The sequence below is a fragment of the Umezakia ovalisporum Ak1311 genome, assembly GCF_029891685.1.
In the GTDB taxonomy this organism is placed as follows: Bacteria; Cyanobacteriota; Cyanobacteriia; order Cyanobacteriales; family Nostocaceae; genus Umezakia; species Umezakia ovalisporum.
In genome coordinates this window covers 1-6291 of the sequence record NZ_JANQDJ010000064.1, presented here as the reverse complement: position 1 = coordinate 6291, position 6291 = coordinate 1, and the positions used below count along the sequence as shown (strand labels likewise).

Below are 6291 nucleotides of genomic sequence, written 5' to 3'. Positions count from 1 at the left end.
GCAACGGTCTGAGGATGTCTTTGACAATCTTGGGAAATGAATTTATAATCATTATCAATTATTCTATTTTAATACTTCGCCCAGAATTTACCATATTTTGGGCTATTTTTATCACCTCTTTCTTAACATTCAACACTTGTGAGTCAACCATCAACCGTCAACTATTATCAATATTGAAGATATCAAGATTATTCGTTTGCATCACGAAACCCTGACAAAATTAACACCCTTAATTTACAGAAGACCTAATACTTTTGTAAGTTTAAATCCATATTCTTATTTAAATATTATTAAGAATGCTTCTCTAGTGATAGCCACAAGAGTTCACGCATGTGTCATAGCCCTGGCTTATCAACAATCAACGATGTTATTAGCCAATACTAAGCGTTCCTATCTCTTTGATCGTCTTGGATTAGGGGATATTATTCATAAACCAGTTAACCTCAAATACGATAGAATACAAGGAGAGCATGAAAAATTTATTAACTTCCTGGAAAATATAAATCCTACTGAACCAAAATAAGAATACTATACTACATGAATATGTGAAGTTTTGTAACGAGATTCAACATTTCTGATTTTACCCCTTTTTCTGTTTTAACGAAACTGCAAGAGTTCTTGCCGTTAATGGCAGGGCATTTATAACCCTTCCACTTATTACTTCCATAAAAAAAGGGTTGGAACAATGAAGAGGTTGAAAGACTTAATGCCGACGCTGCTTTGTGGAGAAATAAGCTTTGAAGTGAGAAAATGTGATTGTAACTAACTTCTGAACTAAAATATACCAAACACCCATGCCTAAACCTAAAGTCGCTGTGGCACAGTTAGGTGCCAGAAAGCATTATCAAGAGCCTTTACTGATTAAACAATGGGGAATGTTAGATACTTTATATACAGACTTTTACGCTGGCAACATCCCCATATTACCACTTCTCAAGCAGCCAATTATAGTTAATAGATTACCTCAGATATTTAAACAAGCTTTAGAGAGATATGAACCTGGTTTAAACTCAGCCAGAGTTATTCATTTTCCTATTTTAGGATATCAATATGCCCAGAAATTACGCCAGGCAAAGGGAAAAGACTTATCTTCTATCTTTATCTGGGCAAATAGCACGTTTAACAACAGCATCCTCCAAAGAGGCTTGGGTGATGCTAACGTAATTTATGGTTTTAATGGGGCATCTTTAGAACTTTTCCAGTATGCTAAACAGCAAGGGATAAAATGTATCCTTGATCAAACTTTGGCGGAACGCTCTCTAGTACATCAACTGATGGTAGAAGAAGAAAATTTTTGGGATGGATGGTCGAACTTACCATTTACAGTCAGTGCAGCTGATTTAGAATTAGCGCAAAGAGAGCAACAAGAGCAAGATTTAGCTGACCATATTATTTGTGGTTCTCAGTTTGTCAAAGATTCTTTAATAGCTAGAGGTGTGGAAAGTAAAAAAATTACCGTGGTTGCTTTGGGACGTATTAAAGAAAGTCAAACATCTCAAAACATTGTACAGCGCAGTATCCCCAAAGAACGAGGAGACGGACTAAGGATTTTATTTGCTGGGGAAGTAGGACTGAGAAAAGGTATTCCTTATTTACTAGAGGCTTTAAAGCAACTGAAGGAAAAAATCCCTTTTACCTGTAAAATAGCAGGCGGAATAAGTATTCATCCTCAAAAAGTAGCTGAGTACAGCCATGTTGCTGATTTTTTGGGACGAGTGACCCGCTCTCGCATGGCAAAATTATACGCATGGGCGGATGTATTTGTTCTTCCTTCTATTTGTGAAGGTTCAGCAATGGTGACTTATGAAGCCTTGAATTGGAAGTTACCAATCATTACTACTAATAATGCTGGTTCTGTCGTCAGAAATGGGGTTGACGGTTTTTTAGTTCCCATCAGGACATTAGAGGATATTGCTCATAAACTCCTAACCATTTATGGTGGGGAACATCAACTAAATTTAATTTCAACGCAGCAATACTGGAATAACCTGCAAGAAAATTCCCAGGAGCTTTTAAAACAGTCAATATTGACTGTATTGGCATGATACAACTACCGCATAAACTTAGCTAAAAGACCAATGGTTTTAGCCTACACTTTCCTGTACTTATTTATAGTTATCTGTGTTGCTACAGTTGCTTGGTCGACTATCCGGTTAGAAAGGATATATCAATATCCCTTCTTCATGGCATCGATTTTTTTATCATTTATCCTCCCCCAAGCCTTCGGTCTCATTAATACCTATGATAATTATCGTTCTGTAGTCACCCCGTCCATCATTGCCAAAACCTTACTATACACATTTATGTGCGCTGGTATGTGCTGGTTAGGCTATCAAGGTCAACCTAACGGGAAGTGGCTAGCCAGATTGAATGTTCCCATAGATGAGGGCAAACTATTCAGAGCCGCAATTGTTCTGAGTGCTATAGGGCATCTGTGTACATTCTTACTATCCAGGATAGAAATACAGAGAGCAGCCCATAATAATAACTGGACTGGACCAGCTACGATATTGTACTTTTTTTCTGGCGTTCTTTACATTGCTTTACCTATATTTTTAATAATTACCTTGATTCGCCCTCATTGGCTGAATATTACACTGACCGTGATCACTGCATGGCCGATTTTACAACGTGTTATTAACGGTGGTCGTCGCCAGGAAACTGTCGCGCTAGTAATGATAGTTGTAGTATCATTTTTCTTTGTCAAACGTTACATACCTCATAGATGGTTATTTGTCGGAGGCATTTTTTTAGGGGCTTTTATTATCCCAGCACTTGGTCGATTGCGTGGGGGTTTTTGGACTGCTCTTTTTAACGGTGACTGGGAATTGCTGACATCTATTGCTGAATCTAGCCTAGATCAAGTTACTGAAACTGGGGATATCTTAGAATTACGTAATGCTGCTTTAATCATAGATTCCACAGATGTGATGAATCAATATGGTTATGGTACGGGATTGTGGGACAGGATTATTTTTCAGTTTGTACCCGGACAGATTGTCGGCTTTGATGTGAAGGAGTCACTTCAATTTAAGATAGGAACAATGTATGATTTAGAAACGATATACGGTTACAGATGGCATACAGGCACAACCGATACTGGTATGGGTGATTCTTTTTCTGACTTTGGCTACTTTGGCTGTCTCGCTTTTGCTTTGATGGCATTTTTGTTTAAAAACCTTTGGGTAGCAGCTGCATATCGAGGTAGTATTATTGCTGCTATCTTATATGCGTCATTAATTGATTCAGCTATGATAGGTGTTAGTCATGGTATCGGTAGATTTGTCAATGAATTGATATTCAAGGGTGGTGTGGTATTTTTAGTGGCATTTTTTTGTAGAAGAAAAGTTCCAGTTATGGGTAATTTAACAGATTAGAATATACAGCAATTTACCGAGAAATGAAGTTACACACATGTTGAAGATAGCGGTACTTTTCAATAATTACGGACCTTATCATTTCGCTAGAGTTAGTTATTTTCAAAAAAGTTGTTTAAAATTAGGCTGGCTTACCTTGGGCATTGAATTGGCTCGTTATGAGAAAGAGTATCCCTGGGAAACAACCAGAGAAAATGTAAATTTTGAGATTTATTCAGCCATAAGTGACAAACATCTGGAGAAAACCGGCTTTTGGCAAATAACTAAACATCTATATTCAACTTTAGCTAAAAGCAAATCAGATATTGTCGTCATTGCTGGTTATGCTAGTCCTACTATGGTGGCGACTTTGTTATGGTGTCTTTGGCATGGTAAACCCGCTATTCTACTATCGGAGAGTAAGGAAGATGATGCACCCCGTTTTTGGTGGCAAGAAAAAATCAAAGGATGGTTAATTACAAGATACACATCCGCCCTAGTGGGAGGACAGCCACAAAAACGTTATTTAATGAATTTAGGCATGAAACCAGAGGCGATATTTTTAGGTTACGATGTGGTGGGTAATGATGCTTTCCACCCCAGTCAAATCAAATCTTTATCTCCTCCATTACATAAACCATTCTTTTTAGCTATTAATAGATTTGTTACCAAAAAAAATCTGCCATTTTTAGTTTCAGCCTATGGTGCTTATCGGCAATTGTCTGGGGATAAAGCTTGGGATTTAGTGCTATGTGGTGATGGGGAATTACGTTCACAGCTAGAAGCACAAATTACCCAAGCTGGAATTGCAGATTATGTTCATCTTCCCGGCTTTCTGCAACAAAATGAACTTTTACCTTACTTCGCCCATGCTAGCTGTTTCATTCACACTAGTATACAAGAACAATGGGGGTTAGTGGTCAATGAGGCCATGGCTGCTGGCTTACCAGTATTAGTATCTAATCGTTGTGGCTGTTATGAAGATTTAATCATTGAGGGTGTCAATGGGTTTGGGTTTGACCCGGAAAATGTGCAACAGCTAACTAATCTAATGGTGAAAATGAGTTCTGAAGAAATTGACTTACACAAAATGAGTGACGCAGCTTTGGCACATATTCAAAGGTTTTCTCCTGATTATTTTGCTCAGGGACTCACCCAAGCAGTTAAGTATGCATTAGCAAAACATTAAATGCTTTTCAGCAGATAGCATACCAAAAAGATAGTCAAGAAAGTAAATAAAAATTAAAAAATGTGTCAACTTGTGTCTCATAATGAGCAAAAGCCCTGATACTATTGTTGACTGGTAAGCACCATTCAATATCAAAATACTAAATGAAAATACTAATAGTTGTCCCGGTTTTGGCACCACTCTATGGCGGACCGTCTAAAGTTGTACCAGAATTAAGCGAGGCGATTGGAGAACAAGGTGTTAGGGTTGATATTATCACTACCAATGCTAACGGCTCTACAACTCTCGATGTTCCCTTATTAACTTGGATTCAAGAGAAAAACTACAGAATTCAATATTTTCCTCAATGGAATTTTTTCGGTTATCAATTAACTTGGTCATTAACTAAGTGGTTGTTTCGGAATGTATCTAAATATGACATAGTACATACCCACACCATTTTCTGCTATCCGGTTTTACCTGCATATTGGGCTTGTCAAATTCGGAAAATTCCTTACATTACCACTCCCCATGGTATGTTAGAGCCTTGGGCATTAGCTTACAAGTCTGCAAAGAAAAAATTGTACTTTAGTCTTTTAGAAAAGCCAGCCTTAGAAAGAGCTACTGCAATGCAAATGTTAGCTTTATCCGAAGCACAGGGAGTTAAGTCACTAAATCTCAAAACACCCTTGGTCATTGTACCTAATGGTATCCATAGAAGAGATTTTGCATCTCTTCCTAGCCCAGAGATTTTTTACCAACAATTTCCCGCAACTCGCAGTAAAACATTAATTATATTTTTAGGACGTATTGACCCGAAAAAAGGATTAGATTTATTAGCCCCAGCCTTCGCTCAAGCAGTGAAGAAATTTCCTGATGCTCACTTGATTGTGGCTGGCCCTGATAATATGGGATTTTTACCCACTGCTGAAAGCTATTTTATAAAAGCAGGTTGTAGGGATGGTGTTACCTTTACAGGAATATTGACAGGTACTTTAAAATATGCAGCTTTAGCAGCAGCTGATATCTATGTTGCGCCTTCCTATTCTGAGGGTTTTAGTATGTCCGTACTAGAGGGTATGGCCACTGGTTTACCCTGTGTTATTACCACTGGCTGCAACTTCCCCGAAGCTGGTAAGGCTAAGGCGGCGAGTATTGTAGATATTGACGCTGATAAAATAGCTGACACTTTAATTCAACTGTTGCAAGACCCCATTGCAGCTCAAGAAATGGGGGATGCCGCTAGGGAATTTATCTTTAATAATTATACCTGGGATAGTGTCGCCGCTAAAATGGTGGGAATTTATAAGGATATTCTGGGATACGATAAGCCACATGGTGGATGAGTTTACACGGGAGTCATTATTAGAACAAGAAACAGATTTAGACCGACCCCCACCCCAGAACACCATCATCGCCAAACACCAAAATAGTGGGTTAGAAACCGACTTTAGCTTTCAGGCTCTTAATTCATTTGAAAACTTATCAAACAACCTCTGACAACGTCGGCTTTTGCTATCCAACTATTAACTATAGCAATATTACAACCTCCTGATTTAATTATTTCTACCCATCCAAATTTTCCCCCCGTTGCCCATAACTCAAACGCCTTTTGAGTATTGCCTATTGGACAGTTGTCCATGGTGTGGATACTTGGAACATTGACAACCCTAAATTACAACAAGCTCTACACCATTGCCATGGCATTTCTAAACCCAGATGAAAACAGACAAGCTATTTTACCGTATATTCCTAACTCAAAAGAGC

Annotated in this window: 6 protein-coding genes; all 6 read left to right on the top strand. The window is 38.3% G+C overall.

Features of this window, described 5'->3' with window-relative positions; all coding sequences use genetic code 11:
* Positions 1–163 precede the first annotated feature (163 nt).
* The 6 genes from NWP25_RS18705 (at position 164) to NWP25_RS11845 (ending at position 6024) form a co-directional block, all read left to right on the top strand.
* Positions 164–523 carry a polysaccharide pyruvyl transferase family protein gene (locus NWP25_RS18705; RefSeq protein WP_390904311.1) on the top strand — a complete coding sequence of 120 codons (360 nt, stop codon included), beginning with the start codon at positions 164–166 and terminating at the stop codon, positions 521–523.
* Between the two features lie 271 nt (positions 524–794).
* Entirely contained in the window at positions 795–2045 is a 1251-nt protein-coding gene (locus tag NWP25_RS11865) for a glycosyltransferase family 4 protein (protein ID WP_280699478.1), read from the top strand.
* Positions 2046–2183: 138 nt separating this feature from the next.
* Entirely contained in the window at positions 2184–3377 is a 1194-nt protein-coding gene (locus tag NWP25_RS11860) for a hypothetical protein (RefSeq protein ID WP_280699476.1), read from the top strand.
* A 37-nt stretch (positions 3378–3414) separates the two neighbouring features.
* Positions 3415–4545, top strand: coding sequence for a glycosyltransferase family 4 protein (locus tag NWP25_RS11855; protein WP_280699474.1), 1131 nt, complete (start codon positions 3415–3417; stop codon positions 4543–4545).
* Between the two features lie 143 nt (positions 4546–4688).
* The gene (locus tag NWP25_RS11850; RefSeq protein WP_280699472.1) at positions 4689–5870 is read left to right on the top strand and encodes a glycosyltransferase; all 1182 of its coding nucleotides are present in this window, start codon (positions 4689–4691) and stop codon (positions 5868–5870) included.
* Entirely contained in the window at positions 5860–6024 is a 165-nt protein-coding gene (locus NWP25_RS11845) for a hypothetical protein (protein ID WP_280649861.1), read from the top strand. The genes NWP25_RS11850 and NWP25_RS11845 overlap by 11 nt, the downstream gene beginning before the upstream one ends.
* Positions 6025–6291 lie beyond the last annotated feature (267 nt).